The sequence below is a fragment of the Mesorhizobium sp. P2_A12 genome (assembly GCF_056405075.1).
Genome location: NZ_JBFUCU010000003.1, coordinates 1 through 19586 on the forward strand (window position 1 = coordinate 1; position 19586 = coordinate 19586).

Genomic DNA, 19586 nt, shown 5'->3' on the forward strand with positions numbered 1-19586 from the left:
CCGAGCCGGAGCCCGCTGAATACGTCAAGATCTGCGACGTCTACGGCGCTGGCTACTTCTACATCCCCGGCACCGAAACCTGCCTGCGCATCGGCGGCTATGTCCGTTACGACATCGGCGGCGGCGACGTCGGCTCGTTCGATGGCGCGCGCGCCGAAAACCAGCTTGGCGATCCCAAGCTGCAGGACACGTGGGCGAAGAACACCCGCTTCACGCTGAAGACCTGGACCGGCCAGGAAACCGAGCTGGGCACGTTGAAGACCTACACCGAAACCCGCATTCAATTCGGCAACTCCAACGGCTATGGCGACGAATTCGGCAATGATGCCCACAACAAGGGCATCACGCTGAACTTCGCCTGGATCCAGCTCGGTGGTCTCCGCGTCGGTAAGGACGAATCGGCCTTCAATACGTTCATCGGCTACGCCGGCGAAGTCATCCAGGATACGATCGTCCCCTACGGCGGCTTCGATACCAATGTCGTCCAGTACTATTTCGACGGGGGCAACGGCTTCTCGGCCGTCGTCTCACTCGAAGAAGGCTCCAGTGACGCTGGCGCTGCCACTTTCGACGGGGCCGGCAACTATCTCTTCAACGCGAATTCCGGCAACGATACGATCGACAGCTACGTTCCGGACGTGGTCGGCGGCGTGAAGTACACGCAGGGCTGGGGTGCCATCACTGGCGTGGCCTCGTACGACAGCACCTGGGAAGAGTGGACCGGCAAGGTTCGCCTGGACGTGAAAGCGTCTGACGCCCTGACCCTGTGGATCATGGGTGGCTATGGTTCGGACGATCACATCGACCGCAACTTCTACAAGCAGTGGGGCGGCAACTGGGCAGTCTGGGGCGGCGGCACCTACAAGTTCAACGAGAAGACCTCGTTCAACGCTCAGGTGTCGGCTGATGATGCCAAGAACGTCGGCGTCGCGGCCAACGTTGCCTACGACATCGTCCCCGGCTTCACGGTCACGGGCGAAGTCGACTACAACCACGACGGCAAGTTTGGCGATGCCGACGATCGCAACTGGGTCAACGCCGACAAGAAGAACAGCGTCGGCGGTATCCTCCGCTTCCAGCGCTCGTTCTAACAGGTTTCGGCTTGTCGAAATCGAAAACCCGGCGGGCAACCGCCGGGTTTTTTCAGGACTTTGCGGACCATTGTATGCGGTGCTGCAGTTCGCGGTCTTAACTTTGGTTCGGCCTCGAAAGCGCAGGTCGCAGACGCATCGCGCGCTTCAGTACCCACAAAGCTCGTTCGCAAGTTTCGGAATTGGGACTATTTGTCCGCCAGGTCGCCCAACGCATCAATCAGCGGCTGAATTTCATTTTCATAGTTCTTCCAGCGCTTGACGGACGATCTGTAAATCGGTTGACGCACCTGCCAGCGGCTTGGCGTGTTGACCGAACCATCCCTGTCGAAGAAGCGCAGACAGGCGTCGTCCCAAGGCAGCCCAAGATAATCTATGAGGCGGCGGGACTGTGCTTCCTGATCGTCGACCAACGTTTCGTACTGATTTTCGAAGATCAGGTTCGGGAAAACCTCTTTCCAATGCCGCATCAGGCGGTCATATTCGCGATAGTACAGGCCGAGTGTCTTCAGGTCGGTGTTGTAACTGTGCCCCTCGCCGAACTTCTGGACAAAACAAGAGACGCAATTGTCGATGGCATCGCGACGGCAATGAATGATGCGCGCGTTGGGAAAGAGAACGGCGATAAGACCGATCAGCTCAAAATTGTGAGGCATCTTATCCACGATCCGGAGCGCGGAAGGTGCCCGCTCCCTCAGATAGGTCAAGTGCTCTTCCGCCAACGTTTTGGACAGGTCTTTTGTGATCGACGCCATCGCATCGTTCAAACGTCCGGCGGATGACTTTCTGAGTTCGATCGCATTCGCGACTCGTCTAAGTTTGCTCAGTTCCCCTGCGCCATGGACATCGGGATGACTGGCGCAAATCTGTTCCGTGAGCGTCGTTCCCGAGCGAGGCATGCCGACCACGAACACAGGAACGTCCGAAGGATTTCCGTAACCCGACCTGGCAGCCAGCATCTCAGGCGTGAAGGCCTCGATCAGTGAGTCTATCCAGCGACGGTATTGGACAATGTCGAAGTTGCGGCCTGAGGCTTGTTTGGCCTTGTTGAAATGGCCGAATGCATCCTTGTAGCTCTTCAGGTCGTTCAACACCTTGCCGGCCGCCAGATGGAGCTTCTCTAGGCCGTCCCGATCAAGCTTGGGATTGCCGAGTTCACGAATGATAGATTGGAGTTCCTTTGGCTCTTCGGTGAACTTTTGCGTCTGCACAAGGTCGTTGTAGGCAGTCGGCACTGCGATGCGGCGTTCGATTGCTTCCTTAAGATGGACGGCGGCCTCGTCCATGCGCCCCAGGCTGCTGAGCGCGCGAGCCAGTCCTGTCCGCACCTTGGGATGATCGCGGTTGATCTTCAGCGCCTTTTCATAGGGCGGCAAAGCCATCTCGGGCTTATCAAACTGGATATAGGCATCCCCCAAAGCGCAAAGTGCCTCGATGAGGTTCGGCTGCAACTCCAAGGCATACTGCATATGCTCGATTGCTGGTGAAAATTCACTGACCTTCACATAGCCCGAGGCCAGGCCAAGGTGGTAGTAGGGGTTCTTTGGCTCCTCGTTGACCGCGCGTGCGAAATACCGCAAGGCCGCCTCATCGTCGTAGCCTATGCACACGGTCCCCAAAATATACAGGGCGAGTGGATGGTTGGGCGTGCGCGCCAGCACCCGAAGGCACAGGTCCTGAGCCTCGTTAAGCTGCTTGGCCTGCTGAAACTGGTACGCCTGCTCCAGCAGAGCGTCGTCTGCCTGTGTACGCGAAAGCGGATTTGCTTGCGGCAGATTTTGCTGCGGGAACTTGGGTTTCGGCCCGGTTTGGACCTTCAGGTGCTTGGACCAGGCGGGCGGCAGACGGTTGTTCATTGTGTCTCGCTAGCAAAAAGAGACGAAGGAATCCAGCATTACGGTTGCAGGCCGCGGCAACTTGCACCGACCATGCGGGCAGGCTAGCAAGAAGGCCCTTTTTCAAGCGAGCTTCCACCATGCGCCAACACCCTCCCCTAACGCCGCTCGTCGCAGCGCTTCCCTCAACGGTGCCTTTTGTTGGCCCCGAGGCACAGGAGCGCGAGCGTGGCCGTGCTTTTCGCGCCCGCATCGGCGCCAATGAGAGCAGTTTTGGTCCTTCGCCGCGCGTCATCGAGCGCATGGCTGGAATTGCCCGCGACATGTGGATGTATTGCGATCCCGACAATCACGATCTGAAAGTGGCGGTTGCCGCGCATCACGGCGTGAAGGTCGAGAACGTCGTGGTCGGCGAAGGCATAGACGGTCTGCTCAGCCTGGTGGCACGCATGTATGTGGCGCCCGGCGATGCCGTGGTCACCTCGCTCGGCGCCTATCCGACCTTCAACTTCCATGTCGCCGGTGTCGGCGGACGGCTGGTCACCGTCCCTTATGAAAACGACAGGGAAAGCCTGGACGGCCTGCTCGCGGCTGTGCGCAAGGACAAGGCGCCGCTGGTCTATCTGTCCAATCCGGACAATCCGATGGGCAGCTGGTGGGAAGCTGACGAGGTCATCCGCTTCATCGAGGCGCTGCCGGAAACCACCATGCTGGTGCTCGACGAGGCCTATGGCGAACTCGGACCAGCCTCGGCACTGCCGCCGATTGATATCTCGCGGCCGAACATCATCCGCATGCGCACCTTCTCGAAGGCCTATGGGCTTGCCGGCATACGCTGCGGTTATGCTGTGGCCGAGGCCCAGGTGATCCGCGATTTCGAGAAGATCCGCAACCATTACGGCGTCAGCCGCATGGCGCAGATCGCCGGCGTCGAGGCGCTTGCCGATCAGGACTATCTGCGGAGTGTGGTGGCGCGGGTTGCGGCCGGCCGCCGACGCATCGCCGGCATAGTCGAACAGAACGGGCTGAAGCCGCTGGCCTCGGCAACCAATTTCGTCACCATCGACTGTGGTGGCGATGGCGCTTTCGCGCTGAAAGTGCTGCAGGGCCTGCTGTCACGCGACGTGTTCATCCGCAAGCCGATGGCGCCAGTGCTAGACCGCTGCATCCGCGTCAGCGTCGGCCTGGAACACGAATTGGACATTTTCGCCGAGGAACTGCCCGGCGCGCTGGCGGCGGCGCGGGGGAATTAGAGCTGTTCCATCCCAATGGAATCGGGATGGGCGCCATTTTTCTTTGAGCATGAGCCTTTCCGAAAACCGGCACCCACTTTTCGGGATCATGCATGGCCGGGTCGCGCTAACAAATCCAGCTCCCAGGTCTGGCCCGTCAAGTCCTTGCCAAAACTGTGGTGGTGCTCCTCCGAGACCAATTTGAAACCTGCGCGCTCATAGATCGCTCGCGCCGCGACGAGGACGTCGTTGGTCCACAGCACCAGTCGCTTGTAGCCGCACGCGCGGGCCTGGCTCACACATTCCGCGACCAGGCGCTTGCCGATGCCAAGGCCGCGCGCCGCCGCCTCGACATGCAGCATCCTCAGCTTGGCCACCTCGTCGTCCAGATGAACCAGGAACACCGCGCCAACTGGCTCTCCGCTGCCGCGCTCGGCAATCCAGCAGAAATCGCGGCCCGGCACGAAATTGCGGATGAAGTCGGCGCCGATTTCGGCAAGCATGGCTTCGAACTCGATGCTCCAGCCATATTCATCGGCGTAGAGCTGGGCCTGCCGCTGCACGACCCAGCCGACGTCGCCGACGCGGTGCGGCCGCAGTGTCACCTCGTCGTTTTCGCTGGCGGGATCACCCAGCAATTGCCCGGCCTTGCGCAAGGCGCCCCCCAGTTCGTGCAGCCTGTCGTCGGGGATGCTTTCGATCAGCCGCGCCGTGTCCCGGTCAGCCGCCGCCTGAAGCCTCGCAAGAGCGGCCTCGCCCCTGGACGTCAGCGACAGAACCCTTCGGCGCCGGTCGGCGGGATCCGTCCGGGCCTCGGTCAGGCCTTCGCCTGCGAACTTGCGCAAGATCCGCGTCAGATAGGCGGCATCGATACGCAATTGGCTGGCGATTTCGGAGGCGGCCGGGCCGTACTCCAGCCGAAATGCCCCGGCAAGGAAACCGCGTTCGCCGGCGATCTCGGCCGAAGCCGGGCGGCTGTGGTGGCCGAGTTCGAACAGCACCCGCGCCTCGGTCAAGGTGAACGCGCTCTGGGTCAAGGTCTCGTCGAGAAGGCCGACGGTGCGGGTGTAAAACCGGTTGAAGTGGCGGATCTGCGCCACCAATGCGTTGCGTTCGTCCAACATCTGCGTCCAACCCCGATATGGCAGCTCCATTTTCCCAAATTAATGGACTGAGTCAACTAAATTTCAAAAACCGAAGGTCCGAGGTCGCGCGCACAATCCAGGTTGCATTCCCTGAGCCATGCGCCAGATTCTAGGGAGACAGGCTTGGAGAGATTTCATGGCTGGTCATCGCAGGGAAGTACGGGCGCGCGTCTACGGCAATGTGCAAGGCGTCGGCTTCAGGATCTGGGTTCGGGGCGAGGCCACAAGCCTTGGCCTTGCGGGCTGGGTTCGCAATGAAGCCGACGGGACTGTAACGACCCAGATTGCGGGACCCGATGAAGCGATCTCGACAATGATCGATCGACTGTGGAAAGGGCCGTCCGAGGCTTCGGTCTCCAGGGTCGACGTCGAGGAGTTGGCTGCCGGAAACGCTTCTGTCGAGTTCAGGATTGTCGCATGACGATGGATTTGACTCCATCACTCTTGAATTAATTGAACGTTCGTTTTATTATCGTCCCGCAAAGGGCTGACATGGCGCGCACCACCGGATCCGATGGCGAAAAGACCGAAGCGACCATCCGCGAGGCGGCCGTCAATCTGATTGCGCGGTTTGGCTACGAAGCTATGTCGATGCGTCAGCTCGCCACCGAAGTCGGCGTGCAGGCAGCGGCGCTCTATCGCTATTTTCCGACCAAGGAAGGGCTTCTGTTCACGCTGATGCGCGAGCATATGGAAGGCCTGACCGATGCATGGGAAGCAGCCCGCCCGACCAGCGCGGATCCCGTGCAGCGGCTCGCCGCCTATGTCGAAAACCACATCGTTTTTCATGTCGAGCGTCGCCATGCCACGCATGTTTCGAACATGGAATTGCGCAGCCTGTCGCCCGAAAGGCTGACACAGATCCTGCGGATGCGCACGGCTTACGAAAAGGAGCTGCGCGCCATCCTGCGCGACGGCGCCGAGGCCGGCGTCTTCGATATCGATGACACCGGGCTGACGGCCATGGCGCTGATCCAGATGATGACCGGCGTCATCGTCTGGTTTCGCCCGGGCGAGCGGCTGTCGATCACTGAAGTGACGGCGACATATCTTTCAATGACAATGCGTCTGGTTGGAGCAGGAACCGCCGGCGAGACGACCCATGACAGCGCGCGCGCCCTCGGACGCGCAAGAGACACCGCAGCACTTTGATTTCGCGTATGCTCCTTCGAAGATCGAGAGGGATCTTCGGGGTCATGCGGGCAGGAGGAAGGCATGTACACGAACACGCTCAGCTTCGGGCATGACGAGGATATCGAGGCGCTGCGCGATATGGTGCGGCGCTTCGCCCAGGACAGGATCGCGCCGGTCGCCGCCGATATCGACCGCTCGAACGAATTCCCGGCGCACCTGTGGGGCGAACTTGGCGCGCTCGGGCTGCTCGGCATCACCGCCGATCCCGATTTCGGCGGCAGCGGCATGGGCTATCTTGCGCATGTTATCGCTGTCGAGGAAATCTCCCGCGCCTCGGCTTCCGTCGGCCTTTCCTACGGCGCCCACTCCAATCTCTGCGTCAACCAGATCAACCGCTGGGCGACGCGGGCGCAGAAGGAGAAATATCTCCCTGCCCTGTGCTCGGGCGAGCGCGTCGGTGCGCTGGCGATGTCGGAATCCGGCGCCGGCTCGGACGTCGTCTCGCTCAAGCTGCACGCCGAAAAGCGTAACGACCGCTATGTGCTCAACGGCACCAAGATGTGGATCACCAACGGGCCGGACGCCGGGACGTTGGTCGTCTATGCCAAGACCGATCCGGATCGGAAATCGCGCGGCATCACCGCCTTCATCGTCGAAAAAGCGATGGCCGGGTTCTCCGTGGCGCAGAAACTCGACAAGCTCGGCATGCGTGGCTCCAACACCGGCGAGTTGGTGTTCGAGAACGTCGAAGTGCCGTTCGACAATGTGCTGCATGAGGAAGGCCGCGGCGTCGAAGTGCTGATGTCGGGCCTCGACTACGAGCGCACCGTGCTCGCCGGCGGGCCGATCGGCCTGATGGCCGCATGCCTAGACGTAGCGATCCCCTATGTGCATGAGCGCAAGCAGTTCGGCCAGCCGATCGGCGAATTCCAGCTGGTGCAAGGCAAGCTCGCCGACATGTACACGACGATGAACGCCGCGCGCGCCTACGTTTATGCCGTCGCCGCCGCCTGCGATCGCGGCCAGACGACGCGCAAGGATGCCGCCGGCTGCGTGCTGTTTGCCGCCGAAAAGGCAACGCAGATGGCGCTCGATGCTCTCCAGCTGCTGGGCGGCAATGGCTACACCAACGACTATCCGACCGGCCGGTTATTGCGCGACGCCAAGCTCTACGAAATCGGCGCCGGCACCAGCGAGATTCGCCGCTGGCTGATCGGACGCGAGATCATGGCGGAGGGGGTGTGATGCCTGGGAAGAGGATGCCGACGCTTGCCGAATGCAGTCGAAGAGCGCGGATTGCCTGACACGGCAAACACCTATCTCTTGAGCAATTGCGAGACAAATGAGGCGATAGATGGTTTCGTCATCGGCGAACGCAGTTACAAGGCGAGGAATATTTGCGATGGCTTTGCTTACGTCACTTGCGAGTTTTCTCGGGCGGGCCAAGGCGCAGAAACAGCGCTTCCCAGACATTGCTGAATTCAGAGAGCTTGTAATTGCGGCCCTCAAACGGCAACCGGGCGTCGAGAGTGCCTTTGCGGATCCATCGGATTCCGCCAAGATCAATACGAAAATTGGCGACGTGGACGTAACCTCGGACACTACAAACATATTCGGTTACTTGAACTCATATCCCGAAGAGAATGCCGAAGCTGCCATTGATCGATTTGTCAGAGTCTTGGTGGAAGCGCATCTGGCCAAGGCCGGCGAGAATAATCTTATCGCGGCGATCCGGACCCAACAGTATGTCGATCAACTCATATCGATGGGCATGGATTTGTTAACCGAGCCGTTGGTCGGCGAACTTGCAATCGTATACATGGCCGACCTTCCCGATTCACTGTCGCCTGTTGCGGAAAAGGACTTTCCGGGCCGGACGCTTTCGGACCTGCGCGGCATCGCACTAGACAATGTGAAGAAATGGTTGCCCAAAATCGTGTCCGACGGCGAACTAAATATAGCTTATCTGTATTATGTCGACGGTAATACGATGCTGTCGACAAGCCTAGTTCTTCTCGACGATTTCTGGCGGTCGATCAAACCACATTTTCCTGGCGACGTTTTGTTTGCATTGCCGCGCCGGGATCAGCTCTTCGTCTTCGATGCAAGCAATCCGCAGGCCCAAAGCGCGGCCAGACAAATGATCGACGTTACATTCAAGGACGGCTTCAATCTGCTGTCCGACAAAATTTTCGAACGTCGCAACGGCAAACTCTTGGCGCAGGTGTAGAGCTGGATATGGCCACATTGCAAACCCAGATCTCCCCGTCCTCCGACACCTTCCGCGCCAATGCCGAGCGCATGCGGGCCTTGGTCGCCGACATTGCGGACAAGGCGGCAGGTGTCGAGCGCGGCGGCTCGGACGAGGCGCGGGAGCGCCACGTTTCGCGTGGCAAGCTGTTGCCGCGCGAGCGCCTTGCGCAGTTGCTGGACATCGGCTCGCCTTTCCTCGAGATCGGCCAGTTCGCGGCATGGTCGATGTATGGCGAGGAGATTTCCGCGGCCGGCCTGATCGCCGGCATCGGTCGCGTCGAGGGCACCGAGGTCATGGTCGTCGTCAACGACGCGACGGTGAAGGGCGGCACCTATTATCCGTTGACGGTGAAGAAGCATCTGCGGGCGCAGGAGATCGCGCTGCAGAACAATCTGCCTTGCATCTATCTGGTCGACAGCGGCGGCGCCAATCTGCCCAACCAGGACGAGGTGTTTCCCGATCGCGAGCATTTCGGCCGCATCTTCTACAACCAGGCCAACATGTCGGCGGCCGGCATCCCGCAGATCGCTTGCGTCATGGGTTCATGTACGGCAGGCGGCGCCTATGTACCGGCGATGTCCGACGAGACGATCATGGTGCGCAACCAGGCGACCATCTTCCTCGGCGGCCCGCCGCTGGTGAAAGCGGCCACTGGTGAAGACGTCAGCGCCGAAGACCTCGGTGGCGCGGACGTGCACACGCGGCTTTCCGGCGTTGCCGACCACTATGCGCTGGATGACGACCATGCGCTTGCCATCTGCCGCCGTATCGTCAAAAACCTGAATCGGAACAAGACTGTAAGCCTGAACTTACAGGGATCGATTCCGCCGCTTCACGCAGCCGATGAACTCTACGGCATCGTGCCGACGGACCTGCGCCAGCCCTATGACGTGCGCGAGGTGATCGCGCGTATCGTCGACGGCTCGGAATTCGACGAGTTCAAGCAGAACTACGGCACCACGCTGATCACCGGCTTTGCCCATCTCCATGGCATGCCGGTCGGCATCATCGCCAACAATGGCGTGTTGTTTTCCGAGAGCGCGCTGAAGGGCGCGCACTTCATCGAATTGTGCTGCCAGCGCAAGATCCCGCTGGTCTTCCTGCAGAACATCACCGGCTTCATGGTCGGTCGAAAATACGAAGCGGGCGGCATCGCCAAGGACGGCGCCAAGCTGGTGATGGCGGTGGCCACCGCCAGGGTGCCGAAGGTGACTGTCATCATCGGCGGTTCGTTCGGCGCCGGCAATTACGGTATGTGCGGCCGCGCCTATTCACCGCGCTTCCTGTGGATGTGGCCGAACGCCCGCATCTCGGTGATGGGCGGCGAGCAAGCGGCGACGGTGCTCGCCATGGTCAAGCGCGAAGGCATCGAGCGCAAGGGTGGCGAATGGAGCGCCGAGGAGGAGGCAAAATTCAAGAAGCCGATCCTGATGAAATACGAGCATGAGGGCCATCCGCTCTACTCGTCCGCCCGCCTTTGGGACGACGGCATCATCGATCCGGCGAAAACGCGCGACGTGCTGGCGCTCAGCCTGTCCGCCGCGCTCAACGCCGAGATCGAAGAGACGCGCTTCGGCGTGTTCAGGATGTGACATGAACGACCGTTCGCGGATCCAGGTTCATGCCGGCGACATCACCAAGGTGGCAGTCGATGCCATCGTCAACGCCGCCAACACCTCGCTTCTCGGTGGTGGCGGGGTCGATGGCGCTATCCATCGCGCGGCCGGCCGTGAGCTCGAGTTCGAATGCCGCATGTTGAATGGATGCAAGGTCGGCGAAGCCAAGATCACCAAGGGCTATAAACTTCCGGCGCGGCACATCATCCACACGGTCGGGCCGGTCTGGCAAGGCGGCGGCAAGGGTGAAGCCGAACTGCTGGCCTCCTGCTATATCCGCTCGCTCGAACTCGCCACGGCCAATGACTGCCGCACCGTGGCGTTTCCGGCGATCTCGACGGGTGTCTACCGCTATCCGAAAGATGAAGCGACGCAGATCGCCGTCGACACGGTCAGCATGTTCATCGAGAAACGAACAATGCCGCAAGCCGTCACTTTTTGCTGCTTCGACGACCAAGCGGCGGAACTATACCGGCAGGCCGTTGCTGCCCTGCGAAAAGGCTGAGCTGTATGGACCAACCGATTCACCAGAATAGGCAGCGTCGAATCTCCGCTGTCCAGCTGGCGGCGAGACAAAATATTCGCTATCGCTCACCCTGCACAGTGCAATGGGGACAGGCCGGAAATGAAACTGAAATATTGCCAGAAGACGATTGCTTCGATTCTTGCAAGTTTGCTCATATTCGCAACGCATGGCATCGGCTCGGCGGAATCGCTGGCTGGCAAGATGGGCGACAAGCGGTTTTCTCCGACCTTGTCGCTCGACCCGAAGGAAGCCTGCTACAAATCCTACCTTGCCTATATCGCGGCGAGCGGCCATTCAGCCTACGCCACGACGTTCTATTCACGCGTCGTCGATCTCCACATTTTCTGCAGCGTGAAGCTGAACGCACCTTCGCAGAAGGCCGCCGAGGAGACTGCGTTGCGTATCTGTCGGAGCGGCTTCGTCAGGTGGAAGGTCAAGACCGCAAGCGGCGGCTGCGCGATCGCTGCGTCGAAGTAAGCCGGCGGCCAGACTGGCGCCGCCCGAGGCAGACCCGGGAGGCTCCATGTTCGCCAAGATCCTGATCGCCAATCGCGGCGAGATCGCTTGTCGTGTCATCCGCACGGCGCGCCAGCTGGGCGTGCACACCGTCGCCGTCTATTCGGATGCCGATGCGAAATCCCTGCATGTCGAGATGGCCGACGAGGCGGTGCACATCGGCCCCTCGCCTGTCGGCGAAAGCTATCTGCGTGGCGACAAGATTGTCGCAGCGGCCCTGGCTGCGGGCGCGCAAGCCATTCATCCTGGTTACGGCTTCCTGTCGGAAAACCCCGATTTCGTCGACCAGGTGGTGGCGGCGGGGCTCATCTTCATCGGTCCGTCGGCGGCCTCTATCCGGGCCATGGGACTGAAGGACGCCGCCAAGAGGCTGATGGAAAAGGCCGGCGTGCCGGTGGTGCCGGGCTACCATGGCGAGGCGCAGGAGATCGTGCTGCTGGCTTCCAAGGCACGCGAGATCGGCTATCCCGTGCTGATCAAGGCGCGCGCCGGCGGTGGAGGCAAGGGCATGCGCCGGGTCGAGCATCCCGATGCGTTTTCCGAGGCGCTGTCCAGCGCGCGACGCGAGGCAAAGGCCGCTTTCGGCGATGACCGCGTGCTGGTCGAAAAATATGTCGACAAGCCGCGACATATCGAAGTGCAGGTGTTCGGCGACAACTTCGGCAATGCCGTGCATCTCTATGAGCGCGACTGCTCGGCACAGCGCCGCCACCAGAAGGTGATCGAGGAAGCCCCCGCACCCGGCGTGATCCCGGCGCTGCGCAAGGCGATGACGGATGCGGCAGTGAAAGCCGCCAAGGCGATCAATTATTCGGGCGCCGGCACCATCGAGTTCATCGTCGATGCCTCGCAGGGCCTGAAGGCCGACCGCTTCTGGTTCATGGAAATGAACACCCGCCTGCAGGTCGAGCACCCGGTTACCGAAATGGTTACGGGCACCGACCTGGTCGAGTGGCAGCTGCGGGTCGCCAGCGGCGAAAAGCTGCCGAAGACACAGAGCGAGATCGCGCTTTCCGGCCATGCCTTCGAGGCGCGCATCTATGCCGAGGATGCGGCAAAGGGGTTCCTGCCGGCGACTGGCACGCTGCATCACCTGAAGTTTCCGGACGCAGCCCCTGATGGCGCCACGATGCGCATCGAGACCGGCGTGCGGGCTGGCGATGCCATCTCGCCCTATTACGACCCGATGATCGCCAAGCTGGTCGTCCACGCAAAGGACAGGCAGGCGGCCCTGGAAGCGCTCGGCGCGGCGCTGTCGCAAACCGAAATCGCCGGCTCGACCGTCAACACTGCCTTTCTTGCCGCTCTGGCCGTCGATCCGGACTTTGCCGCGGGCGATGTCGACACCGGCTTGATCGCCAGGCATCAACCGGCACTGACCGAGGTCGCACCGCCGAGCGACGAGACCGTTGCGGCAGCCGCGCTTGCGGCCTCGGGTGCCGGAGCATTGCCATCGTCGAGCGACCCATGGTCGTCGCTTGCCGGCTACGCGCATTTCCACAGCGTGGCACGCCGCACACGGCTGACGTTCGGCGAAATCGATATCGTGGCAAGGGTTTCGATGCGACCGGACGGGCGGTTCCAGGTGGCGCTGGACGAGCCCTACGACAACGCCAACGCGCATGATTTTCGCGCCGTGCCACGCCTCGCCCGCTGGCCCGGCCATATCACGGTGTTCGAAGGCGCCGTTGGCTATACCTTTACCGTGCCGGACCCGCTGGCACGGGCGGATGAGGCGGCGGCAGGAGCCGGCAGCCTGCGCGCGCCGATGCCGGGGCTGGTCAAGCTGGTGCGCGCGGCAAAGGGCGATACCGTGATCAAGGGCCAGCCGCTGTTGATCCTCGAAGCGATGAAGATGGAGCACACCATCGCCGCGCCGCATGACGGGGTGATCGCCGAGATCGCCGCCGAAGGCGCGCAGGTCACCGACGGAACGGTGCTGGTGCGGTTCGTCGAGGATCAGAGCGCCCCGACCGCGGCCGCAAGCTGACCGCCGGAAGCGACGGAGCGCAAAGAAAAATGGCCGGATAAACCCGGCCATTTCTTTACGCTTATGTGGTCGCCAGGCGACGATTACTGGGCGATCGGCGCGTATTTGCCATCGTGCCACTGGTTGATGTCATAGCTGGCGTTCTTGAGGTCGCCCTTCTCGTCGAAGGTGACGTTGCCGACAACCGTGCTGATCGGCGTGCCGTTCTTCAACGCTTCGGCAACCTTGCCCGGATCGTCGCTGCCGGCGCGCTTGACGCCTTCGGCGAAAGCCTGGACCACCGCGTAGGAGAACAGCGTGAAGCCTTCCGGCACGAAACCGCCGGCCTTGATCTTCTCGACGGCTGCCTTGGCCTCCGGCTTTGCTTGCGGATCCGACGGGAAGACGAACATGGTGCCCTCGCCGGCCGGGCCGGCAACCTGCCAGAATTCCGGCGAAGCGATGGAGTCCGGCATGATCAGCTGGAACTTCAGGTTCTGTTCCGCCGACTGACGCAGGATCAGGCCGGCTTCAGGATGGTAGCCGCCGAAATAGACGACGTCGGCCTTCAGATCCTTGAGCTTGGTGACGAGAGCCGAATAGTCCTTCTCGCCGGCATTGATGCCGTCATAGTACACCTCCTTGAGGCCACCGGCATTCATGGTTGCCCTGACGGCGTCAGCCACGCCCTGTCCGTAGGCGCTCTTGTCGTGCAGAACGACGACGTTCTTGCCGGAAAACTTCTTGGCGATCCATGGACCGATGAAGGCGCCCTGTGCATCGTCACGCGTATAAAGGCGCATAATCGTCGGCCAGCCGGCCTTGGCCGCCGCGTCGGTCAGCACCGGGTTTGACGAGGCCGGGCTCATCATCAGGGCGCCGGCTTCTGCATAGACGGCAGAGGCAGGAATGCTCGAGCCCGAACAGGCGTGGCCATCGATGAACTTGACGCCATCGGCGACGATGCGATTGGCAACCGACACGGCCTGCTTTGGATCGCACTGATCGTCCTGGATACTCAGCTTGATCTGGCGACCGTCGACACCACCCGCCGCGTTGATCGCGTCAGCAGCGGCCTGTGCGCCCTGCTTGAACTGATCGCCGATGGTGGCGAGTTGTCCGGTCATTGGACCGACCACCGCAAAGGTGATGTCGTCGGCGAATGCAACCGGCGCACTCATCATCAGGCCAAAAACGGCCGCGCTCAAAATACTCATTTTTTTCATGGCGATAGACTCCTCCCACTCACGCGCGGCCGCCCGGCCGCGCTTCTTCCAGAGAGGCGGGACAATTTCATCCTTCACCGGGCCTGTCTAGGCGCATCGGCGGCACTCGATTGGGCCTGCAAGACGTCATCCACGCAAAAAGCCACGCCAGCCTTGTTTCGGCTGGTCGTGGCTTTTTGCTCGTCAAGCGGCCCCAAGCGCCCCCGCGCCCCGAAATCCCGCTCGCCTTCCCCGCATCGCGCGACTAAGCCTGGCCGGCCTGTCGCGTTCTTTTTATCTCTTGTTTTGAGCGTGATTCCGAAAACCGTGCTCCAGGACCGTCTTGCGCGGCCTTCCATTCCACCGGGTCTGGCCGTCTGTGCGGTCTTGATCCCGGGCTTCCCTGTCTTGGAAAGGTCTATCCGCGGTCGGCGGATCTCAGTGCATGGTCATCCATTCGCGAGCTTCGCGAAGCGCCTTGGCGATCTCGACCTTCGACATCGCTGCCGACAGTTCGGAACGCAGTTCCGCAGCGCGGGCCGATCCCTTGATCGCGGCGATGTTGAACCATTTGTGGGCGGCGACGACATCGGTCTCGCAATCGCGGCCGGTCGCATACATCATGCCCAGTTCGAAAAGAATGTCGGCCTGGGCAGTTGCCCCCATGGCGCCGAAGCCTGCTTCAAGCATTTCAAAACGTGCCATTTTCAATCCCCTGTTCTGGCCCTGTCCGGCTCCCGAGAGCTGCCTTCGTTTGTCCTTGCGGGCTGCTCTTCCGATGCTTTCGAGAATGCCGTGGAGGCTTGAATCCGTCGTTAAATGGCGTGCTTAATTTGAGGAAAACAAAGCTAAAACAAGAGGTAAACGCGGAAATTCATTAAGGATACAAAGCCAGCAATCGCGCCGGTTTTCTTCAAATTCGACGAAAATTTTCGCGGCCGGGATCAACACTCCGCTAACCACGGGAAACAAACACGATCCGCGGATGCTCTCCTTTTTTGCCCGTGCGGCCCGCGTGGGCGCCTTTCAGAATCCCGAAATCTTACGCGGCGGCACCACTTTTGTTTTGCCGGGAGCTGGATTAGCTTACGTTTGCGTAAGCGGCAGACCGGCGAGGGCGGAGCGTCGGCCGGATATCCAAAGGGAGGAAGCCCATGTTTCGAAAAGTGAGCCTGGCCCTGGCGGCCACATTGATCATGGCGGGTGCGGCGTGCGCCGATCCGATCGAAGGCAATTGGAAGACCCAGGCGGGAGATACCGCAGCAATCGCGGGCAGCGACACGTTTTCCATCACGCTCAAGTCCGGCAAATTTGCCGGCAAGACCATCGGCTCGCTCAAGGCCGCCGGCGACAACAAATATGCCGGCAACATCACCGATCCGGCAAACGACAAGACCTATTCAGGCAAGGCGACATTGTCGGGCACCTCGCTCAAGATGAGCGGCTGCGTGTTTGGCGGACTGATCTGCAAGAGCCAGACCTGGCACAAGCTCTGATCGACCGCATCCTCACGACATGAAAACGGGGCCTCGACGGGCCCCGTTTTTATTTGCCCTGGCGTGGGGAGCCCGTGCCTGGTTTGCCTTCTCACTGCGCCGGCCGGGGCTGACGCAGGCACCGTCAAAAATCCGATCAACCAATTTGAACCGCAGATGAACGCCGGCATCAGAGCCGGTTCAGTCGCGCTCGGGCACTCTCCTGCGTGTTGAAGGAGACACGACCAATGCTTGCTCGCCGCTTCACCATCGTCTGCCTGCTGATGAGCCTGTTTGGAATGTTCTTCGCCATCCTCGTCGCCGAAACGGGCCGTCCTGCCCGCGCCTGGGACGAAGCCAGTTCCAGGACCTGCCACCTCGCCTGCCCCACCCATCTTCGCAACTGAACAAAGAAACCAAGACCTCGAAAGAAAAGCAGAACACCATGGACCGCATAGCCGCCAACACTCTCAAGACCCTTCGGCTTCTGCCGCGGGCGGCGCTTATCCTGATGGTTCTGGCTGCTCCGGTTCTGGCCGTGCCGATGATGCGCGCCGATACCGGTTCGACGATCGAAGCGCCAGCCTTGAGGAAGTCCGGCGTCGGCTTCGTGCTCCTGGTCAGCCTGCAGCGCGGTTAAAGAAAAAGGACGCTTTGGCCGCCTTCGGTCGCGACACCCCTCCCAAGTGCCGATCCAAGTCTCTATATTGAGCCATGGAAAAGCGAATCTACCCACAAGCCATCGAATCGGTCGTCATGCCGGAGCCTTTTGGCCGGCAAAGCTTTGATAGCCCCAAAAAGGCCGTCGCCGCACTGCAGGCGTTGTACGACCGCAACACCAAGTTCCTGCGCGATTCCTTTGCGGCGCTGGCGGCAGCGGGTGGCGACAATAGCAAGCGCTACCGCGCCTTCTACCCGGAGATCGGCGTCACCACCAATTCGTTCACCCAGATCGACTCGCGCCAGGCCTACGGCCATATGCCGACGCCTGGGCATTTTTCGACCACCATCACCCAGCCGTGCCTGTTCGAGAGCTATCTGGTCGAGCAGTTGCGCCTGATCATGCGCAATCATGGTGTCGCGGTCACCGTGTCGGAATCGACCACCCCCATCCCGTTGCACTTCGCCTTTCTCGAAGGCACCCATGTAGACGGCTCGGCCGCCGAGCGCATCAAGCGGCCGATCCGCGACCTGTTCGACGTGCCGGACCTCGACGGCACCGACGACCAGATCGCCAACGGCACTTTCGAAGTGGCCTTCGGCGAACCACGGCCATTGGCGCCCTTCACGGCCCAGCGCATCGACTATTCGCTGCACCGCCTGTCGCACTATACGGCGACCACGCCGCAGCATTTCCAGAACTTCGTGCTGTTCACCAACTACCAGTTCTACATCGATGAGTTCGTTGCCCGGGCGCGCGACCTGATGACCGGCGGCGGCGGCGGATACAGCGAGTTTGTCGAGCCGGGCAATGTCGTCACCAAGGGCGGGCAAAGCGCGCCCGGCGAAGGGGTCGCGCCGCCACGCCTGCCGCAAATGCCGGCCTATCATCTGAAGAAGCCGAACCATGGCGGCATCACCATGGTCAATATCGGCGTCGGGCCTTCCAACGCCAAGACGATCACCGACCATATCGCGGTGCTGAGGCCGCATGCCTGGGTGATGCTTGGCCACTGCGCCGGGCTGCGCAACACCCAGGCGCTCGGCGACTATGTGCTGGCGCATGCCTATGTGCGCGAGGATCACGTGCTCGACGACGACCTGCCGGTCTGGGTGCCGATCCCGCCGCTGGCCGAAATCCAGGTGGCGCTGCAGGAGGCGGTTGCCGAAGTCACCGGCCTGTCCGGCTATGACCTCAAGCGCATCATGCGCACCGGCACCGTCGCCACCATCGACAACCGCAACTGGGAGCTGCGCGACCAGCGCGGACCGGTGCAGCGTCTGTCGCAGTCGCGCGCGATCGCGCTCGATATGGAATCAGCGACGATCGCGGCCAACGGCTTCCGCTTCCGCGTGCCCTACGGCACGCTGCTGTGCGTTTCGGACAAACCCCTGCATGGCGAACTGAAGCTGCCAGGCATGGCGACCGAGTTCTACAAGCGGCAAGTAGCGCAGCACCTGACCATCGGCATCCGGGCGATGGAGAAACTTGCGGAAATGCCAATGGAGCGGCTGCATTCGCGCAAGCTGAGAAGTTTTTCGGAGACGGCGTTCCAATAGGCTGATCGCGCATCGCCTAAAGCCTGTCGCGTTGAAACCGCCGCGCACCTTTTGGGCGACATGCGTTTGTTTTTACGTATATCGTTGCCTCAAAACCTCTGGGCACTTTTGGGCGACATGCATTTGTTTATGCATGTCGTTGCCCCAAAACCGCTAGGCACTTTTGGGCGACATGCATTGGGCATCCAGTCATCTTGATTGGGCCGCATTTTTGCCGATAACCGTGCAGCAACCACAGTTGGCAACCCGTGCAGACCTGACCCGATGAGACGCAGTCGAGACATGGCAGCTTCACTGGCATTCATCGCGATGATGATGTTCTCGGTTGCCCTGGTCGCCGGGTTCTTCGGCACCTTGCACCCGGCCTTCGATTCCTTCTCGCATTTCCGCGTTCATCTTGCCGTGCTGATGGCGCTTTGCGCGCTGCCGCTGCTGGCCACGACATTTCGCCTGCAAGCGGCCGCGGCGCTGCTTTTTGCCGTGGCGGCCTGTGCCACCACAATGAGCGCGCTGCCACAGCTGTGGCCGGTGGAAGCGGTTGCCAAGTCCTCTGGCCAGATGGTCTACAAGCTGCTGCAGATGAACCTGCGCTACGACAATCCAACGCCGAAGAAGGTGCTGTCGCTGATCGGCCGGACCAATCCCGACGTGATCACCCTCGACGAGGTGTCGGCGATGTGGACGACCGAGCTTGGCTATATCAGCAGCGCCTATCCATACCGGATCCTCTGCCCCTACCCCAACGGCATATTCGGCGTGGCGTTGCTCTCGCGGCGGCCCTTTGCCGCCGGCACCGAACCGCATTGCGAGCGGCGCGGCGCCATGGCGACGGCGACCGTCGACTTCGGCGGCATTGGCGTCGATGTCGCGGCGATCCATCTGAGCTGGCCTTGGCCACGCGAGCAGCACTGGCAGATCGGTGAGCTTACCGAATCGCTCTCATCGCTCGGCGAGACAGCCATCATGGCGGGCGACTGCAACGCCGTGCCATGGAGCGCCGCAGTGCGCCGCGTCGCCGCGCTCGGCGGGCTGACCGTCATGCCATCCGCCGGACCGACCTGGACATACATCAAGCTGCCGGACTTCCTGCGGCGTTTCGCCGGCCTGCCGATCGACCAGGTTTTCAGCAAGGGCGGGGTGACCATTCATTCCGCGACACGGCTGGAAGAAACCGGCTCGGACCATCTGCCGGTGCTGGTCGAGTTCGCGCTCAGGCTAAGCGAGCAAAAGCCGACCGACGAACACGAGACCGCGACTGCGTTGCTGACACCGGCCGGAAAATCGCGAAACGGATATCGGGGTTAGAGCCCGTAGAAGATAATCCTTTCCGACAACCGGATTCCACTTTTTGGGATCATGCTCTAAGTC

General features: G+C 61.3%; 19 protein-coding genes. 15 read left to right on the plus strand and 4 right to left on the minus strand.

Translation table 11 applies throughout. The annotated features are described in order from the left end of the window. A partial coding sequence (locus AC1DZU_RS07650; RefSeq protein ID WP_477283307.1) for a porin occupies positions 1 to 1091 on the plus strand: 1091 nt, incomplete at its 5' end. 188 nt (positions 1092 to 1279) lie between these two features. Here AC1DZU_RS07650 and AC1DZU_RS07655 read toward each other — a convergent pair. Continuing rightward, a complete protein-coding gene (locus tag AC1DZU_RS07655) occupies positions 1280 to 2947 on the minus strand; it encodes a tetratricopeptide repeat-containing sulfotransferase family protein (RefSeq protein WP_477283309.1) in 1668 nt (555 codons plus the stop codon). A gap of 119 nt (positions 2948 to 3066) precedes the next feature. On the opposite strand from AC1DZU_RS07655, the gene AC1DZU_RS07660 reads away from it, so the two are divergent. Then, positions 3067 to 4179 (plus strand): pyridoxal phosphate-dependent aminotransferase, encoded by a 1113-nt coding sequence (locus tag AC1DZU_RS07660; protein ID WP_477283312.1) that lies wholly within the window; start codon positions 3067 to 3069, stop codon positions 4177 to 4179. Positions 4180 to 4265: 86 nt separating this feature from the next. Here AC1DZU_RS07660 and AC1DZU_RS07665 read toward each other — a convergent pair whose 3' ends face one another. Then, the gene (locus AC1DZU_RS07665) at positions 4266 to 5282 is read right to left on the minus strand and encodes a bifunctional helix-turn-helix transcriptional regulator/GNAT family N-acetyltransferase (RefSeq protein ID WP_477283314.1); all 1017 of its coding nucleotides are present in this window, start codon (positions 5280 to 5282) and stop codon (positions 4266 to 4268) included. Positions 5283 to 5439: 157 nt separating this feature from the next. On the opposite strand from AC1DZU_RS07665, the gene AC1DZU_RS07670 reads away from it, so the two are divergent. The 8 genes from AC1DZU_RS07670 (at position 5440) to AC1DZU_RS07705 (ending at position 13339) form a co-directional block, all read left to right on the plus strand. Beyond that, entirely contained in the window at positions 5440 to 5724 is a 285-nt protein-coding gene (locus AC1DZU_RS07670) for an acylphosphatase (RefSeq protein WP_477283316.1), read from the plus strand. A gap of 71 nt (positions 5725 to 5795) precedes the next feature. Then, positions 5796 to 6455 (plus strand): TetR/AcrR family transcriptional regulator, encoded by a 660-nt coding sequence (locus AC1DZU_RS07675; RefSeq protein ID WP_477283318.1) that lies wholly within the window; start codon positions 5796 to 5798, stop codon positions 6453 to 6455. 63 nt (positions 6456 to 6518) lie between these two features. Continuing rightward, a complete protein-coding gene (locus AC1DZU_RS07680; RefSeq protein WP_477283320.1) occupies positions 6519 to 7682 on the plus strand; it encodes an isovaleryl-CoA dehydrogenase in 1164 nt (387 codons plus the stop codon). Positions 7683 to 7839: 157 nt separating this feature from the next. Beyond that, the gene (locus AC1DZU_RS07685) at positions 7840 to 8667 is read left to right on the plus strand and encodes a DUF1444 family protein (RefSeq protein WP_477283322.1); all 828 of its coding nucleotides are present in this window, start codon (positions 7840 to 7842) and stop codon (positions 8665 to 8667) included. 8 nt (positions 8668 to 8675) lie between these two features. Further along, a complete protein-coding gene (locus AC1DZU_RS07690; protein ID WP_477283324.1) occupies positions 8676 to 10283 on the plus strand; it encodes a carboxyl transferase domain-containing protein in 1608 nt (535 codons plus the stop codon). A gap of 1 nt (position 10284) precedes the next feature. Then, complete coding sequence (locus AC1DZU_RS07695) at positions 10285 to 10812, plus strand: O-acetyl-ADP-ribose deacetylase (protein ID WP_477283326.1); 528 nt, start codon at positions 10285 to 10287, stop codon at positions 10810 to 10812. 120 nt (positions 10813 to 10932) lie between these two features. After that, complete coding sequence (locus AC1DZU_RS07700) at positions 10933 to 11310, plus strand: hypothetical protein (RefSeq protein WP_477283328.1); 378 nt, start codon at positions 10933 to 10935, stop codon at positions 11308 to 11310. 46 nt (positions 11311 to 11356) lie between these two features. Continuing rightward, the gene (locus AC1DZU_RS07705; RefSeq protein ID WP_477283330.1) at positions 11357 to 13339 is read left to right on the plus strand and encodes an acetyl/propionyl/methylcrotonyl-CoA carboxylase subunit alpha; all 1983 of its coding nucleotides are present in this window, start codon (positions 11357 to 11359) and stop codon (positions 13337 to 13339) included. An 83-nt stretch (positions 13340 to 13422) separates the two neighbouring features. Here the strand turns inward: AC1DZU_RS07705 and AC1DZU_RS07710 are convergent, their stop codons facing one another. Both AC1DZU_RS07710 and AC1DZU_RS07715 read right to left on the minus strand, forming a co-directional pair. Continuing rightward, a complete protein-coding gene (locus AC1DZU_RS07710; protein WP_477283332.1) occupies positions 13423 to 14544 on the minus strand; it encodes an ABC transporter substrate-binding protein in 1122 nt (373 codons plus the stop codon). Between the two features lie 417 nt (positions 14545 to 14961). Beyond that, positions 14962 to 15228, minus strand: coding sequence for an SEL1-like repeat protein (locus tag AC1DZU_RS07715; protein ID WP_010915070.1), 267 nt, complete (start codon positions 15226 to 15228; stop codon positions 14962 to 14964). A gap of 449 nt (positions 15229 to 15677) precedes the next feature. On the opposite strand from AC1DZU_RS07715, the gene AC1DZU_RS07720 reads away from it, so the two are divergent. The 5 genes from AC1DZU_RS07720 to AC1DZU_RS07740 all read left to right on the plus strand — a co-directional run bounded on the left by AC1DZU_RS07720 (position 15678) and on the right by AC1DZU_RS07740 (position 19523). After that, positions 15678 to 16019: a DUF2147 domain-containing protein gene (locus AC1DZU_RS07720; protein ID WP_477283334.1), complete on the plus strand. Its 342-nt coding sequence runs from the start codon at positions 15678 to 15680 to the stop codon at positions 16017 to 16019. Positions 16020 to 16246: 227 nt separating this feature from the next. Further along, the gene (locus AC1DZU_RS07725) at positions 16247 to 16405 is read left to right on the plus strand and encodes a hypothetical protein (RefSeq protein ID WP_457154343.1); all 159 of its coding nucleotides are present in this window, start codon (positions 16247 to 16249) and stop codon (positions 16403 to 16405) included. A 38-nt stretch (positions 16406 to 16443) separates the two neighbouring features. After that, positions 16444 to 16638, plus strand: coding sequence for a hypothetical protein (locus AC1DZU_RS07730; protein WP_477283336.1), 195 nt, complete (start codon positions 16444 to 16446; stop codon positions 16636 to 16638). A 116-nt stretch (positions 16639 to 16754) separates the two neighbouring features. Next, a complete protein-coding gene (locus AC1DZU_RS07735; protein WP_477283338.1) occupies positions 16755 to 18218 on the plus strand; it encodes an AMP nucleosidase in 1464 nt (487 codons plus the stop codon). 282 nt (positions 18219 to 18500) lie between these two features. Further along, complete coding sequence (locus AC1DZU_RS07740; RefSeq protein WP_477283340.1) at positions 18501 to 19523, plus strand: endonuclease/exonuclease/phosphatase family protein; 1023 nt, start codon at positions 18501 to 18503, stop codon at positions 19521 to 19523. Positions 19524 to 19586 lie beyond the last annotated feature (63 nt).